Consider the following 16464-nt stretch of genomic DNA (forward strand, 5'->3'; position numbering starts at 1 on the left):
GACGCCGCGCGCCGATCCACCAGGAATCGCGGGACAGCCCTCGGGGACGTACCCGGGCCCCGCCCCCACCCTCCCCGGCCCCGGCCCCGCTCGAGGGGAGAGGGTGCGGCAACCGCACGACGACGGGCCCAGCGCCTGAAGCGCCCGCGCGGTGGCGTAGGTTTTCCCTGGGAGCTGTGCCTACAGGCACGCGACGATCTCGAGACTGCATGGGGAGACAACGCGCTCATGAGCGATGTACTGGAGCTGGTGGACGTATCCGTGGTCCGCGACGGACGCGCTCTGGTGGACGATGTCTCCTGGTCGGTCAAGGAGGGGGAGCGCTGGGTCATCCTCGGCCCGAACGGCGCCGGCAAGACCACCCTCCTCAACATCGCGTCCAGCTACCTCTTCCCCACCAAGGGAAGCGCCACGGTCCTCGGTGAGCAGCTCGGCGGCGTCGGTACCGACGTCTTCGACCTGCGTCCCCGCATCGGCATCGCGGGCGTCGCCATGGCCGAGAAGCTGCCCAGGCGCCAGACGGTTCTGCAGACGGTGCTCACCGCCGCGTACGGCATGACCGCCACCTGGAACGAGAACTACGACAAGGTCGACGAGGACCGCGCCCGCGCCTTCCTCGACCGGCTCGGCATGACCGAATACCTCGACCGCAAGTTCGGCACCCTGTCCGAGGGTGAGCGCAAGCGCACCCTGATCGCCCGCGCCATGATGACCGACCCCGAGCTGCTGCTCCTGGACGAGCCGGCCGCCGGTCTCGACCTCGGCGGCCGCGAGGACCTGGTCCGCCGCCTCGGCCGGCTGGCCCGCGACCCGTACGCGCCCTCCATGATCATGGTGACCCACCACGTCGAGGAGATCGCCCCCGGCTTCACCCACGTACTGATGATCCGCCAGGGCAAGGTACTCGCCGCCGGTCCCATGGAGACCGAGCTCAGCTCCCGCAACCTCTCCCTCTGCTTCGGTCTGCCGCTCGTCGTCGAGCACCACGGAGACCGCTACACCGCCCGCGGACTGCCCCTCGGCTGAGGGGCGTTGCCCGCCCCGACGCCGGACCCGACCGCTCGCGCCCTGTCCGCGGAGGCACCCTCGGTCCTACGATGACCACGTGGACATCGACGCATGGGTGTGGTGGCTGATCGGCGCGGTGGGACTGGGCATCCCCCTCGTCCTGACCGCGATGCCCGAGTTCGGCATGTTCGCCGTCGGAGCGATCGCCGCGGCGGTGGTCGCGGCCCTCGGCGGCGGAATCGTGGCCCAGGTCCTGGTGTTCGTCATCGTCTCGGTGGCACTGATCGCCGTGGTCCGCCCGATCGCCAACAGGCATCGCGCGGACCGGCCCCGACTCGCCACCGGCATCGACGCACTGAAGGGCCGTCAGGCGGTCGTCCTGGAACGGGTCGACGGCAGCGGCGGCCGGATCAAGCTGGCCGGGGAGATCTGGTCGGCCCGCGCCCTCGACGCGGAGCTCAGCTTCGAACCGGGCCAACAGGTCGATGTCGTCGACATCGACGGGGCTACGGCCGTCGTCATGTGACCGAACAGGCCCCACAGCAGCGCCCGTTCTGCGAGACTCGATGTCGATCATCATGGAAACCGGACCGGCAGGACAACCGACCTGACCCACGGCCCATACGATCTCGACCTCGCTCATCGCGATCCGTCGGCAACCGAAGGGCACGAGAAAACGATGCAACCGATCATCATCGTCCTGATCATTCTGGTGGTGCTCGTCTTCATCGCTCTGATCAAGACGATCCAGGTCATCCCACAGGCCAGCGCCGCCATCGTGGAACGTTTCGGCCGGTACACCCGCACCCTCAACGCAGGCCTGAACATCGTCGTCCCGTTCATCGACTCGATCCGCAACCGGATCGACCTCCGGGAACAGGTCGTCCCCTTCCCGCCCCAGCCGGTGATCACCCAGGACAACCTGGTCGTCAACATCGACACGGTCATCTACTACCAGGTGACCGACGCCAGGGCGGCGACGTACGAGGTCGCCAGCTACATCCAGGCCATCGAGCAGCTCACCGTCACCACGCTCCGCAACATCATCGGCGGCATGGACCTGGAGCGGACCCTGACCTCCCGCGAGGAGATCAACGCCGCGCTGCGCGGAGTCCTCGACGAGGCCACCGGCAAGTGGGGCATCCGCGTCAACCGCGTCGAGCTGAAGGCGATCGAGCCGCCGACCTCCATCCAGGACTCGATGGAGAAGCAGATGCGCGCCGACCGTGACAAGCGCGCCGCGATCCTCCAGGCCGAAGGTACGCGCCAGTCGGCGATCCTCACCGCGGAGGGCGAGAAGCAGTCCGCGATCCTGCGCGCCGAGGGTGAGGCCAAGGCGGCCGCCCTGCGCGCGGAGGGCGAGGCCCAGGCCGTCCGTACCGTCTTCGAGGCGATCCACGCCGGCGACCCGGACCAGAAGCTCCTCTCGTACCAGTACCTCCAGATGCTCCCCAAGATCGCCGAGGGTGACGCCAACAAGCTGTGGATCGTGCCCAGCGAGATCGGTGACGCTCTCAAGGGCCTCAGTGGAGCCTTCGGGAACCTCGGCACGGGTATGCCCGGCTTCGACACCGGCGGGAAGCAGCGCCGCGAGGAGCCCCCGGTCGACTGACGTGTACACCCCCTCGTGCATGATCAGTGCACCAAGCACCGATCAGGCACGGGGGGATTCGGTATGACCATCTGGGAGATGCTCGCGGTCTTCGTCGCGGGCGTCAGCGCGGGCGCGATCAACACGATCGTCGGCTCGGGAACGCTGATCACCTTTCCGGTGCTGCTCGCCACCGGCCTGCCCCCGGTCACCGCCACCGTCTCCAACGCGCTCGGTCTGATCCCCGGCTCCATCAGCGGTGCCATCGGCTATCGCAAAGAACTCCAAGGACAGCGCCGACGCGTCCTCAAGCTCGCCGTCGGCGCCATGATCGGCGGTCTCACCGGCGCGACCCTGCTGCTGGCACTGCCCTCCACGGCATTCGAGACCATCGTCCCGGTCCTGGTCGCCCTGGCTCTCGTCCTGGTCATCCTGCAACCACGCATCAGCAAAGCCGTCCAGCGCCGGCGTGAGCACACCGGCACCACCGCCCGCCCCGACGGCGGCCCGCTCCTCTTCGTCGGACTGATGCTCGCCAGCGTCTACGGGGGCTACTTCACCGCCGCCCAGGGGATCATCTACCTCTCCCTCATGGGCATGCTGCTCGACGACACCATGCAGCGACTCAACGCCGTGAAGAACGTCCTCGCAGCGGTCGTCAACAGCATCGCCGCACTCTTCTTCCTCTTCGTCGCGGAATTCGACTGGACGGCCGTCGTGCTGATCGCCGTCGGCTCCGCGCTCGGCGGCCAGATAGGCGCCAAGATCGGCCGTCGGCTCAGCCCCACTCTGCTGCGCGCCCTCATCGTCACCGTCGGCACGGTCGCCATCGTCCAGCTGGTCCTGCGCTGATGCGACGAAGCCCACCTCCTCACGAAGGCGGGCCTCCCCTACGTCACCGGGTGTACGCCGTCTACGCCGCGGACTGCGCCAGCCACTCCGGCAGCGCCGACCTGTCACCCGCTCCCAGCGCCAGCAGCATCGCGTCCGCCGGCGAAGGCACGAACGGCTGCCTCAGCAGCGGCATCCCCGCCTGCTCCGGCGTACGCGCCGCCTTGCGGTGGTTGTCCTCGGCACAGGAGGCCACCGTGTTGAGCCAGGTGTCCTGACCACCCTGGGCCCGCGGCACCACGTGGTCGACGGTGCTTGCCCGCCGCCCGCAGTACGCGCACCGGTGCTGGTCCCGGATCAGCACACCCCTTCTGGACCACGGGGCCTGTCTTCGGAACGGCACCCGTACGTACCGGCAGAGCCTGATCACCCGGGGGACCGGAATGTCAACGGCGGCACCGCGCATACGGAGATCGGGGTGCGACTGCTCGACGACGGCCTTGTCCTGAAGGATCAGCACCACCGCACGGTTCAGCGTCACCGTCGACAGCGGCTCGAAGCTCGCGTTCAGCACCAGTGTGTCCCGCATTTCGCCCACCTCCCGTGTGCCGCCCGCCCCCTGGCAGGCCCGGATCAACTCTGGCCGGGCAGGCCGTGATGGACAACGCAATAAAAAATGCCCTGCCCTGATCTCTCCAAGACCAGGGCAGGGCAAACAGCGGTGGAACCTTTTGCTCTACTCGCTCCCGGCGGGCTCCGCGTACTCACCGATCAGCTGGGCACGGCCCAGCGTGTGGAACCGCAGGTTGAAACCGACCACGGCGGGAGACGCGTCACTGTCGGGACCGAGCTTCTCGCTGTCCACCGCGTACACGGTGAAGACATAGCGGTGGCTCTCGCCGGCCGGCGGGGCGGCGCCGCCGAAGTCCTTCGACCCGTAGTCGTTACGGGCCTGTACGGCACCCGCAGGCAGACCCTCGAACGCCCCGCTGCCCGCGCCCGCCGGCAGCTCCGTGACCGAGGCCGGGATGTCGAAGACCACCCAGTGCCAGAACCCGCTGCCCGTCGGGGCGTCCGGGTCGAAGCACGTCACGGCGAAACTCTTCGTCCCCGCCGGGAAGCCCTCCCACCGCAGCTGCGGAGAGGTGTTCCCCGCCGCGTAGACCTGTGCGTCCGCAAGCACGGCTCCCGGGGCCAGGTCCTCGCTCACCACGGTGAACGGGGGGACCTCGGGATGGAAGTCATGCGGAAGCGGGGCCCTCTTCGGTTCGGTCACGTCGCCACCTCTCCTGATCGGTTCATCTTTCGGGTCTGCCCCCCCGGAAAGACCCTAGAGCCAGTTGCGCTGCCCGCCGACCTGCGCCAGCCACTGGTTCAGGTATGCCGTCCAGTCGGTCCCCTGGAAGTCGTTCAGACCCACCTTGAACGCTCGGTAGGAGTCGCTGCCCTCGCTGAAGAGCCCCGGCTTCTTGTCCATCTCCAGGACGACGTCCATCTCGCGGTCGTCCGCGACGAACGTGAGCTCGACCTGGTTCAGCCCGCGGTACTGCGACGGCGGGAAGAACTCGATCTCCTGGTAGAACGGCAGCCGCTGACGCGTGCCGCGGATGTGGCCGCGCTCCATGTCCGCACTGCGGAAACCGAAGCCCAGCTGCCCGAAGGCGTCCAGGATGGCCTGCTGAGCCGGCAGCGGGTGCACGTTGATCGGGTCCAGGTCGCCCGAGTCCAGCGCCCGCGCGATCTCCAGCTCCGTGGTCACCCCGATGTTCATTCCGTGCAGGTGCTGACCCGCGAACATCGTGATCGGCGTCTCCCAGGGGATCTCGAGCCCGAACGGCACGACGTGTACCGCACCGGCCCGCACCTCGAACGCGCCGCCGAGACGCAGCTTGGTGAACTCGATGTCCTGCTTGGTCTCCTGGTCCTGGCCCTCGACCTCGACCCGGGCCTGCAGGCCGACGGAGAGCCCCTCGACCTGCTGGTCCACGGACCCGCCCTGGATCCGCACCTCGCCCTGAACGACCCCACCCGGTACGACGTTGAGCTCGGTCAGCTCCGTCTCCACCGAGGCGCCACCGGCACCCATGCTCGCGAGCAGCCGCTTGAAGCCCATGTTTTCTCCTCCTTGGTCCTGACCCCTACATACGCGCCATGACCGTAGCCGGTTCCCGGTAACCTCGAACCTCATGATCGATGGCACGGACCGTACGCCGCTGACGCGGGAGTCCTCCGACCGCCCCGTGCTGGCGGAGACTCCGGATCTTCCGGGCCGCGACCGGGTAAGCAGCCCGCCTGACGACCGGATCGGGGCGCGCCCCACCGAGGTGGAGGCATACGCGGGAAGGACCGCCCCCGCTTCCCGTACGTACGACCGCGGCCCGACGCGGCGCGACATCGCCGGATGGCGCAACAGCGCCGGATACGGACGCCCCGGCCACGGGCACGTCTCCCTCCCCGACGGCACGGCAGGACGAGCAGCATGAACACCGTCGATCTCGCTCGTCCCGCCGAAGAAGTCGCGCCCGAGCTGCTCGGTGCCATCCTCACCCACAAGGCCCCCGAGGGAACCGTGAGCATGAGGATCACGGAGACCGAGGCCTACTCGGGTGCGGCCGACCCCGCGTCCCACGCCTACCGGGGCAGGACACTCCGGAACGCCGTCATGTTCGGGCCCGCGGGATACCTGTACGTCTACCGGTCCCACGGTCTCCACTGGTGCGCCAACATCGTCACCGGGCAGGACGGCATCGCCTCCGCTGTCCTCATCCGGGCAGGCAGGGTCATCGAAGGGGAAGACCTGGCACGCGAGCGGCGAGGGAGCAAGGTCGAAACTCCACGTCTGGGGCGGGGTCCGGGCAACTTCTGCCAAGCGCTCGGCATCACGGCTGCCCACGACGGCGCAGCCCTGCTGACAGGCGCCCCGGTCACGCTGTCCGAGGGTGAGCCAGTGCCCGCCGAACTCATCCGGGTCGGCCCCCGGGTGGGCGTGAGCAAGGCCCACGACTGGGAGCACCGCTTCTACCTCGCCGGTGACTCGACAGTCTCGGCGTACCGGCTGAGCCCGAGAGCCAAGCCGTCCGCCGGAGCCTGAACTGCCGTGGGCCCGTCGCGCGGATCGCCCCCACTCCGAGCGCACGCGACCGGGTCCAAGCCCTTGGGGGCCGGCGACCTCCGAACGGGAGCCGCCCTCGTCTCCCAACGTCGATTCCCGGCCCGCGACGACTCAGAACCGGCCAAAGGAACGGCCCGCCTCGCAACGGCCCCGAGATCGGCCGGTCCCTTCGGCGGAACCGACACCATCGCCCACGCGGGTGCGTTCCGTTTCCCACGGCACGGCACCCGCCACCTCGTGACCAGGCGCGCAGCGATCCATGCACGGGAGTCGGCGGTACCGGAGCCGTGCGTCCGTGGTGCTGCCGGACCGCCGGGACGCAAGGGTGCGCCCGTGCCTCATGCACGCACCACGCCATCGGCCAACTTGACTCGCTCATCGGGGGCACCTAATGTAGTCCGGGCCGCTTGAGACGGGTACGGCCTTTGGTTCGGTCCTTCGGATCGCACACCAAGCAACTCCAAGCGGCCAACCACTACCTACGATTCACCCTTGAGGGTGCGAATTTTGGCGTGCCGAAATTCGCTTCCATGACTCGATTATGAGTTGCCGAGGTAATCGGCTAACGTAGTGAACACGCCGAAAGGGAAAGCGCGAAAGCGAATTCCTGGAAAGCGAACCCGCTTCGACCGGGAATCGGACACGAAAGAGTCTGATAGAGTCGGAAACGCAAGACCGAAGGGAAGCGCCCGGAGGAAAGCCCCAGAAAATGTTCTGAGGGTGAGTACAAAGGAAGCGTCCGTTCCTTGAGAACTCAACAGCGTGCCAAAAGTCAACGCCAGATATGTTGATACCCCGACCTGCTTCGGCAGGTTCGAGGTTCCTTTGAAAAGTCCTAACAGGTCTCTGGCCTGGTAGGCAATGCACACAGCGAGGACATAGTGGATGACCGGTCATATTCCGACCTGGTTGTTCCGCTCTCGTGGTGTCCACCCGATTACGGGAAAACATTCACGGAGAGTTTGATCCTGGCTCAGGACGAACGCTGGCGGCGTGCTTAACACATGCAAGTCGAACGATGAAGCCTTTCGGGGTGGATTAGTGGCGAACGGGTGAGTAACACGTGGGCAATCTGCCCTTCACTCTGGGACAAGCCCTGGAAACGGGGTCTAATACCGGATAACACTTTCCCTCTCATGGGGGAAGGTTAAAAGCTCCGGCGGTGAAGGATGAGCCCGCGGCCTATCAGCTAGTTGGTGGGGTAATGGCCTACCAAGGCGACGACGGGTAGCCGGCCTGAGAGGGCGACCGGCCACACTGGGACTGAGACACGGCCCAGACTCCTACGGGAGGCAGCAGTGGGGAATATTGCACAATGGGCGAAAGCCTGATGCAGCGACGCCGCGTGAGGGATGACGGCCTTCGGGTTGTAAACCTCTTTCAGCAGGGAAGAAGCGAAAGTGACGGTACCTGCAGAAGAAGCGCCGGCTAACTACGTGCCAGCAGCCGCGGTAATACGTAGGGCGCAAGCGTTGTCCGGAATTATTGGGCGTAAAGAGCTCGTAGGCGGCTTGTTGCGTCGGTTGTGAAAGCCCGGGGCTTAACCCCGGGTCTGCAGTCGATACGGGCAGGCTAGAGTGTGGTAGGGGAGATCGGAATTCCTGGTGTAGCGGTGAAATGCGCAGATATCAGGAGGAACACCGGTGGCGAAGGCGGATCTCTGGGCCATTACTGACGCTGAGGAGCGAAAGCGTGGGGAGCGAACAGGATTAGATACCCTGGTAGTCCACGCCGTAAACGTTGGGAACTAGGTGTTGGCGACATTCCACGTCGTCGGTGCCGCAGCTAACGCATTAAGTTCCCCGCCTGGGGAGTACGGCCGCAAGGCTAAAACTCAAAGGAATTGACGGGGGCCCGCACAAGCAGCGGAGCATGTGGCTTAATTCGACGCAACGCGAAGAACCTTACCAAGGCTTGACATATACCGGAAAGCATCAGAGATGGTGCCCCCTTGTGGTCGGTATACAGGTGGTGCATGGCTGTCGTCAGCTCGTGTCGTGAGATGTTGGGTTAAGTCCCGCAACGAGCGCAACCCTTGTTCTGTGTTGCCAGCATGCCCTTCGGGGTGATGGGGACTCACAGGAGACTGCCGGGGTCAACTCGGAGGAAGGTGGGGACGACGTCAAGTCATCATGCCCCTTATGTCTTGGGCTGCACACGTGCTACAATGGCCGGTACAATGAGCTGCGATGCCGCGAGGCGGAGCGAATCTCAAAAAGCCGGTCTCAGTTCGGATTGGGGTCTGCAACTCGACCCCATGAAGTCGGAGTTGCTAGTAATCGCAGATCAGCATTGCTGCGGTGAATACGTTCCCGGGCCTTGTACACACCGCCCGTCACGTCACGAAAGTCGGTAACACCCGAAGCCGGTGGCCCAACCCCTTGTGGGAGGGAGCTGTCGAAGGTGGGACTGGCGATTGGGACGAAGTCGTAACAAGGTAGCCGTACCGGAAGGTGCGGCTGGATCACCTCCTTTCTAAGGAGCACTTCTTACCGAGTCCGCTCGGTCAGAGGCCAGTACACCGGCGAATGTTCGGTGCTGGTTGCTCATGGGTGGAACGTTGACTATTCAGTACCTGGTGGTTCAGCCGGGTCGTAAGTACTGCTCTTCGGAGCGTGGAAAACGAACCGATTGAATTCCGGGTACTGGGCGCGCTGTTGGGTGTCTGAAGGTATGGCCGCAAGGCTGCCTTCAAACGCCGGCCCCAGTGAACTCGCCTGTAAGGGCGGGGTGATGGGTGGCTGGTCGTTGCTTGAGAACTGCACAGTGGACGCGAGCATCTGTGGCCAAGTTTTTAAGGGCGCACGGTGGATGCCTTGGCACCAGGAACCGATGAAGGACGTGGGAGGCCACGATAGGCCCCGGGGAGCTGTCAACCAAGCTTTGATCCGGGGGTGTCCGAATGGGGAAACCCGGCAGTCGTCATGGGCTGTCACCCGCTGCTGAACACATAGGCAGTGTGGAGGGAACGAGGGGAAGTGAAACATCTCAGTACCCTCAGGAAGAGAAAACAACCGTGATTCCGGGAGTAGTGGCGAGCGAAACTGGATCAGGCCAAACCGTATGCGTGTGATACCCGGCAGGGGTTGCGCATGCGGGGTTGTGGGATCTCTTTTTCACGGTCTGCCGGCCGTGAGACGAGTCAGAAACCGTTGATGTAGGCGAAGGACATGCGAAAGGTCCGGCGTAGAGGGTAAGACCCCCGTAGCTGAAACATTAACGGCTCGTTTAAGAGACACCCAAGTAGCACGGGGCCCGAGAAATCCCGTGTGAATCTGGCGGGACCACCCGTTAAGCCTAAATATTCCCTGGTGACCGATAGCGGATAGTACCGTGAGGGAATGGTGAAAAGTACCGCGGGAGCGGAGTGAAATAGTACCTGAAACCGTGTGCCTACAAGCCGTGGGAGCGTCGCTGTGTGTGCTTGCACATGCAGTCGTGACTGCGTGCCTTTTGAAGAATGAGCCTGCGAGTTTGCGGTGTGTTGCGAGGTTAACCCGTGTGGGGAAGCCGTAGCGAAAGCGAGTCCGAATAGGGCGATTTAGTAGCGCGCTCAAGACCCGAAGCGGAGTGATCTAGCCATGGGCAGGTTGAAGCGGAGGTAAGACTTCGTGGAGGACCGAACCCACCAGGGTTGAAAACCTGGGGGATGACCTGTGGTTAGGGGTGAAAGGCCAATCAAACTCCGTGATAGCTGGTTCTCCCCGAAATGCATTTAGGTGCAGCGTCGTGTGTTTCTTGCCGGAGGTAGAGCACTGGATAGGCGATGGGCCCTACCGGGTTACTGACCTTAGCCAAACTCCGAATGCCGGTAAGTGAGAGCACGGCAGTGAGACTGTGGGGGATAAGCTCCATGGTCGAGAGGGAAACAGCCCAGAGCATCGACTAAGGCCCCTAAGCGTACGCTAAGTGGGAAAGGATGTGGAGTCGCAGAGACAACCAGGAGGTTGGCTTAGAAGCAGCCACCCTTGAAAGAGTGCGTAATAGCTCACTGGTCAAGTGATTCCGCGCCGACAATGTAGCGGGGCTCAAGCGTACCGCCGAAGTCGTGTCATTCACACATATAGGGCCAACGCCTGTGTGGATGGGTAGGGGAGCGTCGTGTGCCGGGTGAAGCAGCCGCGGAAGCGAGTTGTGGACGGTTCACGAGTGAGAATGCAGGCATGAGTAGCGATACACACGTGAGAAACGTGTGCGCCGATTGACTAAGGGTTCCTGGGTCAAGCTGATCTGCCCAGGGTAAGTCGGGACCTAAGGCGAGGCCGACAGGCGTAGTCGATGGACAACCGGTTGATATTCCGGTACCCGCTTTGAAACGCCCAATACTGAATCAGGCGATGCTAAGTCCGTGAAGCCGGCCCGATCTCTTCGGAGTTGAGGGTAGTGGTGGAGCCGACGAACCAGACTTGTACTAGGTAAGCGATGGGGTGACGCAGGAAGGTAGTCCAGCCCGGGCGGTGGTAGTCCCGGGGTAAGGGTGTAGGCCGTGTGGTAGGTAAATCCGTCACACGTTAAGGCTGAGACCTGATGCCGAGCCGATTGTGGTGAAGTGGATGATCCTATGCTGTCGAGAAAAGCCTCTAGCGAGTTTCATGGCGGCCCGTACCCTAAACCGACTCAGGTGGTCAGGTAGAGAATACCGAGGCGTTCGGGTGAACTATGGTTAAGGAACTCGGCAAAATGCCCCCGTAACTTCGGGAGAAGGGGGGCCATCACTGGTGAGGGAACTTGCTTCCTGAGCTGGGGGTGGCCGCAGAGACCAGCGAGAAGCGACTGTTTACTAAAAACACAGGTCCGTGCGAAGCCGTAAGGCGATGTATACGGACTGACGCCTGCCCGGTGCTGGAACGTTAAGGGGACCGGTTAGCTGACTTTCGGGTCGGCGAAGCTGAGAACTTAAGCGCCAGTAAACGGCGGTGGTAACTATAACCATCCTAAGGTAGCGAAATTCCTTGTCGGGTAAGTTCCGACCTGCACGAATGGCGTAACGACTTCTCGACTGTCTCAACCATAGGCCCGGTGAAATTGCACTACGAGTAAAGATGCTCGTTTCGCGCAGCAGGACGGAAAGACCCCGGGACCTTTACTATAGTTTGATATTGGTGTTCGGTTCGGCTTGTGTAGGATAGGTGGGAGACTTTGAAGCGGCCACGCCAGTGGTTGTGGAGTCGTCGTTGAAATACCACTCTGGTCGTGCTGGATGTCTAACCTGGGTCCGTGATCCGGATCAGGGACAGTGTCTGATGGGTAGTTTAACTGGGGCGGTTGCCTCCTAAAGAGTAACGGAGGCGCCCAAAGGTTCCCTCAGCCTGGTTGGCAATCAGGTGTTGAGTGTAAGTGCACAAGGGAGCTTGACTGTGAGACCGACGGGTCGAGCAGGGACGAAAGTCGGGACTAGTGATCCGGCAGTGGCTTGTGGAAGCGCTGTCGCTCAACGGATAAAAGGTACCCCGGGGATAACAGGCTGATCTTCCCCAAGAGTCCATATCGACGGGATGGTTTGGCACCTCGATGTCGGCTCGTCGCATCCTGGGGCTGGAGTCGGTCCCAAGGGTTGGGCTGTTCGCCCATTAAAGCGGTACGCGAGCTGGGTTTAGAACGTCGTGAGACAGTTCGGTCCCTATCCGCTGTGCGCGTAGGAATATTGAGAAGGGCTGTCCCTAGTACGAGAGGACCGGGACGGACGAACCTCTGGTGTGCCAGTTGTCCTGCCAAGGGCATGGCTGGTTGGCTACGTTCGGAAAGGATAACCGCTGAAAGCATCTAAGCGGGAAGCCTGCTTCGAGATGAGTATTCCCACCCTCTTGAAGGGTTAAGGCTCCCAGTAGACGACTGGGTTGATAGGCCAGATGTGGAAGCCCGGTAACGGGTGGAGCTGACTGGTACTAATAGGCCGAGGGCTTGTCCTCAGTTGCTCGCGTCCACTGTGTTGTTCCCGGGTTGCGAACAGTTATCGCACCGGTTGAACAGCTTCACTAACTTAATTGAAAAGTGTGCTTGTTCGCTAGAACCCGATAGGGTTTCGGTGGTCATTGCGTTAGGGAAACGCCCGGTTACATTCCGAACCCGGAAGCTAAGCCTTTCAGCGCCGATGGTACTGCAGGGGGGACCCTGTGGGAGAGTAGGACGCCGCCGAACAATCTTTGAAGGACCCTTGGTCCCAGCGTTCAACGCTGGGACCAAGGGTCCTTTTTGTTTTCCGAAGCGCGTCGGGTGTCCGGCTGCGCAAGAATGTCTGTAGTACCCGATGACAGGAGCACCACCGATGTCCACCAACTCTCCCGACGATCGTTCGGAGCGCGAGCCGCGTCGCCGGGACGGCGGTGACCGGGGCGGCTTCAGCGGCGGTCGTGACGACCGGTCAGGCGGCCCGCGCCGGGACAACGACCGCGGCGGGAACCGTCGTGACGACAGCCGGCCCACGTCCAGTGGTGGCGGGTTCCGTCGCGACGACAGCCGGCCCAGCAGCGGGGGCGGCGGCTTCCGTCGCGACGACCGTGACAACCGGGATCGCGCGCCGCGTCGTGACGACAGCCGTGGTGGTTCGTCCGGTGGTGGGTTCCGTCGTGACGACAGCCGTGGTGGTTCGTCCGGTGGTGGGTTCCGTCGTGACGACAGCCGTGGTGGCTCGTCCGGTGGTGGGTTCCGTCGTGACGACAGCCGTGGTGGCTCGTCCGGTGGTGGCTTCCGTCGCGATGATCGGGCTCCGCGTCGGGACGATGACCGTGGTGGGCGTCCGAGTGGTGGGTTCGAGCGTCGTGACGACCGGCCGCGTGGCCCGCGTCGCGATGACGACACCCGCAGCGGTGGCTTCCGTCGTGACGACAGCCGAGGCGGCAGCTCGTCCGGTGGCGGCTTCCGCCGCGACGACAACCGTGGCGGCTCGTCCGGTGGTGGGTTCCGTCGTGACGACAACCGTGGCGGCTCGTCCGGTGGTGGGTTCCGTCGTGACGACCGGGCTCCGCGTCGTGATGACGACCGTGGTGGTTCGTCCGGTGGTGGGTTCCGTCGTGACGACAGCCGTGGTGGTTCGTCCGGTGGTGGGTTCCGTCGTGACGACAGCCGTGGTGGCTCCTCCGGCGGTGGGTTCCGCCGCGATGATCGGGCTCCGCGTCGTGATGACGACCGTGGCGGTTCGTCCGGTGGTGGGTTCCGTCGTGACGACAGCCGTGGTGGTTCGTCCGGTGGTGGGTTCCGTCGTGACGACAGCCGTGGTGGTTCGTCCGGTGCTGGGTTCCGTCGCGATGATCGGGCTCCGCGTCGTGATGACGACCGTGGTGGCTCCTCCGGTGGTGGCTTCCGTCGCGATGATCGGGCTCCGCGTCGGGACGATGACCGTGGTGGGCGTCCGAGTGGTGGGTTCGAGCGTCGTGACGACCGGCCGCGTGGCCCGCGTCGCGATGACGACACCCGCAGCGGTGGCTTCCGTCGTGACGACAGCCGAGGCGGCGGCTCGTCCGGTGGTGGGTTCCGTCGTGACGACAGCCGTGGTGGCTCGTCCGGTGGTGGGTTCCGTCGTGACGACAGCCGTGGTGGTTCGTCCGGTGGTGGGTTCCGTCGTGACGACAGCCGTGGTGGTTCGTCCGGTGGTGGGTTCCGTCGTGACGACAGCCGTGGTGGCTCGTCCGGTGGTGGGTTCCGCCGCGACGACAGCCGAGGCGGTTCCTCCGGCGGCTTCCGCGGACAGCGGGACGACCGGGACAGGGGCGGCTACCGCGGGCGTGACGACCGGGGCGGTTACGAGCGACGGGACGACCGGGACCGTGAGCCCATCAAGCGGCTTCCGATTCCTGACGACGTCACGGGTCACGAGATCGACAAGGACGTCCGTCAGGAGCTGATGAGCCTCCCGAAGACGCTGGCCGAGGACGTGGCCAGGAACCTGGTCATGGTGGCCCGCCTCATCGACGAGGATCCCGAGCAGGCGTACGCCTACTCGCGCATCGCCCTGCGACTTGCCTCGCGTGTGGCCGCGGTGCGGGAGGCTGCCGGCTTCGCTGCCTACGCGACCCAGAAGTACGCCGAGGCCCTGGCAGAGTTCCGGGCGTCCCGACGGATGACAGGTTCCGTGGAGCTGTGGCCCGTCATGGCCGACTGTGAGCGCGGACTCGGGCGCCCCGAGCGGGCCATGGCCATGGCAGGTGAGCCCGAGGTTCAGAAGCTGGACAAGGCCGGACAGGTCGAGATGCGTCTGGTGGCTGCCGGGGCCCGCAGGGACATGGGGCAGATCGACGCCGCCATCGTGACGCTTCAGAGCTCCGAGCTCGCGTCCAGCGCCGTGCACCCGTGGACGCCGCGTCTGCGTTACGCGTACGCGGACGCGCTGCTGGCGGCGGGACGCGAGGACGAGGCGCGTGAGTGGTTCGGGAAGGCCCTGGAGGCCGACAAGGACGGCTCGACGGATGCGTCGGACCGTCTGGCCGAGCTGGACGGTGTGGAGTTCGTCGACGCCCTTGGTGACGACGATGACGCCGCCCCCGCAGGCGTCGAGACGCCGACCGTGGCGGATGCGGACGCCGACCTCGACGATGAGGACGACGACGAGGACGACGGTCCCGTCAAGGCGTAACGCATAGGAAGAGGGCGGCACCCGGTGGGTGCCGCCCTCTTCTGCGTTCGGGAGGGATCAGCCGAGCGTGAGGCTGCGCAGGACCAGCCCGGTGGCCGGCTTGGGGCCGAAGGAGGTCGACTTGCGCGGCATGGTGACGCCCTGCCGGGCCAGGTCCCGTACGACTTCCTCGCGGACCGGATGCATCAGCACCGCTGTGGAACCGCGGCGCTCGGCCTGTTCGACGGCGGCCGCCGTGTCGTGGATGTAGGCGATGCGGGCCGGGTCGTCAGGGATCCGCCAGACATGGTCGAGCAGAACCGAGTGCAGGACTGTCGCGTCGAGGGTGCGCCAGGCGGCCGGCCGGTCCGCGGGGACGGTACGGGCCAGCAGGGCCTCGTCCGGACGGTCGACCAGATGGAAGCCGCCGTCGCCCGCGAGCAGGAAGGCGTTGCCCTCGGCCGCAGCCTCGGCCAGCACGTCCAGGGCGTGGGGGAGCGGGCCCTCGACGGAGCGGACGCGGAACAGACCGTCCAGCGAGGCGAGCGCGTCGGCGACGGGCAGCCCGTGCAGCAGGCGGTGAATGGAGCGGACCCGGAGGGGGTATCGGGCCGTGTCGACGAGCAGAACCAGGCCGAAGTCCCAGGGGCCGGGGGTGGTGTGCTCCCGCTGGAGCCGGAGGTAGGTGGCCCAGCGGTGATGGCCGTCGGCGATCAGAGCCTGGCGACCGGCCAGATCCGTTTCGATCTCCGCCCGGTCGGCCGGATCGGTGACCGCCCACAGCCGGTGGCTGTAGCCGTCCTCAGTGGTGGTGGAGAGCAGCGGCGCGCGGTGGACGGTCCGTTCGATGACCGCGGTCGCGCCCGTCGTGCCGTCGGCGCTGCGATAGGTCAGCAGCAAGGGTTCCAGATGTGCCGCGGTGGTCCGCATCAGATCGGCGCGGTCCTCGACGACATGGGCCATCACGTCCTCGTGCGGGAGCACGATGCCGTCGGCGGGTTCCGAGAGCGCCAGGGCGCCGATGACTCCGCGCTGGAGGATGTCGCTGTTGCGTTGCTCGTACACGTACAGCGTCGGTTCGGGGTCCGGGGCCAGGACCCCCTCGGCCAGCCAGCGGCTCAGGGTCGCGGCCGCCTGTTCGTGCCGGGCCGCCGCGGAGTCGGCCTGGGGCAGGATCAGGCGCACGATGTTGTGCGGATCCGCCGATTCCAGGTGGTGCAGCCCGTCGGGGCGTACGACGACGTCGTACGGAGGCGAGGTCACCGCGGCGAGACTGCCGACCTGTTCGGGGACGTAGCGCAGTCCACGGAACGGAATCAGACGCAGTCCCTGGTCCGCCGGGCCTCGTGTGTTCATTTCCGCATCGTATGCGCG

12 protein-coding genes and 3 rRNA genes are annotated in these 16464 nt (G+C 65.0%); 11 read left to right on the forward strand and 4 right to left on the reverse strand.

Annotated features, from left to right (window positions below; genetic code table 11):
- The first annotated feature begins 228 nt into the window (after nt 1-228).
- From OG538_RS28615 to OG538_RS28630, 4 genes are all read left to right on the forward strand, one after another.
- The gene (locus OG538_RS28615; RefSeq protein WP_406098338.1) at nt 229-1026 is read left to right on the forward strand and encodes an ABC transporter ATP-binding protein; all 798 of its coding nucleotides are present in this window, start codon (nt 229-231) and stop codon (nt 1024-1026) included.
- Nucleotides 1027-1105: 79 nt separating this feature from the next.
- Nucleotides 1106-1534: an NfeD family protein gene (locus tag OG538_RS28620; RefSeq protein WP_326735417.1), complete on the forward strand. Its 429-nt coding sequence runs from the start codon at nt 1106-1108 to the stop codon at nt 1532-1534.
- Between the two features lie 153 nt (nt 1535-1687).
- A complete protein-coding gene (locus tag OG538_RS28625) occupies nt 1688-2620 on the forward strand; it encodes an SPFH domain-containing protein (RefSeq protein ID WP_359145277.1) in 933 nt (310 codons plus the stop codon).
- A 63-nt stretch (nt 2621-2683) separates the two neighbouring features.
- Nucleotides 2684-3451 (forward strand): sulfite exporter TauE/SafE family protein, encoded by a 768-nt coding sequence (locus OG538_RS28630; protein ID WP_406098339.1) that lies wholly within the window; start codon nt 2684-2686, stop codon nt 3449-3451.
- 61 nt (nt 3452-3512) lie between these two features.
- Here OG538_RS28630 and OG538_RS28635 read toward each other — a convergent pair whose 3' ends face one another.
- The 3 genes from OG538_RS28635 to OG538_RS28645 form a co-directional block, all read right to left on the reverse strand.
- Nucleotides 3513-4019 (reverse strand): HNH endonuclease, encoded by a 507-nt coding sequence (locus OG538_RS28635; protein WP_148016021.1) that lies wholly within the window; start codon nt 4017-4019, stop codon nt 3513-3515.
- 147 nt (nt 4020-4166) lie between these two features.
- Nucleotides 4167-4706, reverse strand: a complete 540-nt coding sequence (locus OG538_RS28640; RefSeq protein ID WP_406098340.1) for a YbhB/YbcL family Raf kinase inhibitor-like protein — start codon at nt 4704-4706, stop codon at nt 4167-4169.
- Nucleotides 4707-4760: 54 nt separating this feature from the next.
- Complete coding sequence (locus OG538_RS28645) at nt 4761-5543, reverse strand: sporulation protein (RefSeq protein ID WP_326663804.1); 783 nt, start codon at nt 5541-5543, stop codon at nt 4761-4763.
- A gap of 73 nt (nt 5544-5616) precedes the next feature.
- Here OG538_RS28645 and OG538_RS28650 point away from each other — a divergent pair, with 73 nt between their 5' ends.
- The 7 genes from OG538_RS28650 (at nt 5617) to OG538_RS28680 (ending at nt 15111) form a co-directional block, all read left to right on the forward strand.
- Nucleotides 5617-5913, forward strand: coding sequence for a hypothetical protein (locus tag OG538_RS28650; RefSeq protein ID WP_406098341.1), 297 nt, complete (start codon nt 5617-5619; stop codon nt 5911-5913).
- The gene (locus tag OG538_RS28655; protein WP_406098342.1) at nt 5910-6521 is read left to right on the forward strand and encodes a DNA-3-methyladenine glycosylase; all 612 of its coding nucleotides are present in this window, start codon (nt 5910-5912) and stop codon (nt 6519-6521) included. Before OG538_RS28650 ends, OG538_RS28655 begins: the two co-directional genes overlap by 4 nt.
- A 971-nt stretch (nt 6522-7492) precedes the next feature.
- Nucleotides 7493-9017 (forward strand): 16S ribosomal RNA (locus OG538_RS28660).
- A 309-nt stretch (nt 9018-9326) separates the two neighbouring features.
- Nucleotides 9327-12451, forward strand: a 23S ribosomal RNA gene (locus OG538_RS28665).
- Between the two features lie 112 nt (nt 12452-12563).
- Nucleotides 12564-12680 (forward strand): 5S ribosomal RNA (gene rrf, locus OG538_RS28670).
- Together the 16S, 23S and 5S rRNA genes form the textbook arrangement of a ribosomal RNA operon.
- Before the next feature lie 359 nt (nt 12681-13039).
- Nucleotides 13040-14383: a hypothetical protein gene (locus OG538_RS28675; protein ID WP_406098343.1), complete on the forward strand. Its 1344-nt coding sequence runs from the start codon at nt 13040-13042 to the stop codon at nt 14381-14383.
- Nucleotides 14383-15111, forward strand: a complete 729-nt coding sequence (locus OG538_RS28680; RefSeq protein WP_406098344.1) for a tetratricopeptide repeat protein — start codon at nt 14383-14385, stop codon at nt 15109-15111. Before OG538_RS28675 ends, OG538_RS28680 begins: the two co-directional genes overlap by 1 nt.
- Before the next feature lie 57 nt (nt 15112-15168).
- Here the strand turns inward: OG538_RS28680 and OG538_RS28685 are convergent, their stop codons facing one another.
- Nucleotides 15169-16446 (reverse strand): DUF1015 family protein, encoded by a 1278-nt coding sequence (locus OG538_RS28685; RefSeq protein ID WP_406098345.1) that lies wholly within the window; start codon nt 16444-16446, stop codon nt 15169-15171.
- Between the last annotated feature and the right edge of the window lie 18 nt (nt 16447-16464).

It is taken from the genome of Streptomyces sp. NBC_01013 (assembly GCF_045162765.1).
Lineage (GTDB): Bacteria > Actinomycetota > Actinomycetes > Streptomycetales > Streptomycetaceae > Streptomyces.

Excerpts from the sequence above, each read along its gene's own strand:
- OG538_RS28645 (WP_326663804.1), bottom strand. The coding sequence starts at position 5,543 with ATGGGCTTCAAGCGGCTGCTCGCGAGCATGGGTGCCGGTGGCGCCTCG.
- OG538_RS28615 (WP_406098338.1), top strand. The coding sequence starts at position 229 with ATGAGCGATGTACTGGAGCTGGTGGACGTATCCGTGGTCCGCGACGGA.
- OG538_RS28625 (WP_359145277.1), top strand. The coding sequence starts at position 1,688 with ATGCAACCGATCATCATCGTCCTGATCATTCTGGTGGTGCTCGTCTTC.
- OG538_RS28685 (WP_406098345.1), bottom strand. The coding sequence starts at position 16,446 with ATGAACACACGAGGCCCGGCGGACCAGGGACTGCGTCTGATTCCGTTC.
- OG538_RS28655 (WP_406098342.1), top strand. The coding sequence starts at position 5,910 with ATGAACACCGTCGATCTCGCTCGTCCCGCCGAAGAAGTCGCGCCCGAG.
- OG538_RS28650 (WP_406098341.1), top strand. The coding sequence starts at position 5,617 with ATGATCGATGGCACGGACCGTACGCCGCTGACGCGGGAGTCCTCCGAC.
- OG538_RS28630 (WP_406098339.1), top strand. The coding sequence starts at position 2,684 with ATGACCATCTGGGAGATGCTCGCGGTCTTCGTCGCGGGCGTCAGCGCG.
- OG538_RS28635 (WP_148016021.1), bottom strand. The coding sequence starts at position 4,019 with ATGCGGGACACACTGGTGCTGAACGCGAGCTTCGAGCCGCTGTCGACG.
- OG538_RS28680 (WP_406098344.1), top strand. The coding sequence starts at position 14,383 with ATGAGCCTCCCGAAGACGCTGGCCGAGGACGTGGCCAGGAACCTGGTC.